The following is a 453-nucleotide window of genomic DNA, read 5'->3' on the forward strand; positions in this document are numbered from 1 at the left end:
CCTTAAAAAAGTCTGTTTTGATTTAACTTATACCCTGTCTCAACTGTCACTTCTTCACCATCTACGTCGAAAACACCTTTTATATAATAATAATCCCCATCAAAACACACCATATCCCTATTTTTGCTATTTCTAAAGGATTTTCCGATGCTTAACAACCTTATGCACTCTAAAAGATTGCTTTTTCCTTGTGCATTTGAACCGTATATTACATTTATACCAGCATGAAAATGTAACCTTTTGATGCTTTAAATTCTTAAAATTGTCAACAATAAGCTCTTTTAGATACATTCATTCCTTTTCCTTTCGTACAGCAAAACTGTACTTTATTTAATTACAAACTGTTTCTCATTTACAACCACTGTATCACCTTTGCGCAATTTTTTACCCTCTTTTAAGCTTCAAATATTTTCCATTTACTCTTACAAGGCCATCCAATATCATCNGTTTACC

Annotated in this window: 1 pseudogene; it reads right to left on the reverse strand. The window is 31.9% G+C overall.

Annotation, left to right across the window (positions count from 1 at the left end):
- Window positions 1-8 precede the first annotated feature (8 nt).
- Window positions 9-291, reverse strand: a pseudogene (locus tag BVF91_RS13050) (AAA family ATPase); the annotation flags it as partial.
- Window positions 292-453 lie beyond the last annotated feature (162 nt).

Origin of the sequence: Thermoanaerobacterium sp. PSU-2, from assembly GCF_002102475.1 — a bacterium.
Lineage (GTDB): Bacteria > Bacillota > Thermoanaerobacteria > Thermoanaerobacterales > Thermoanaerobacteraceae > Thermoanaerobacterium.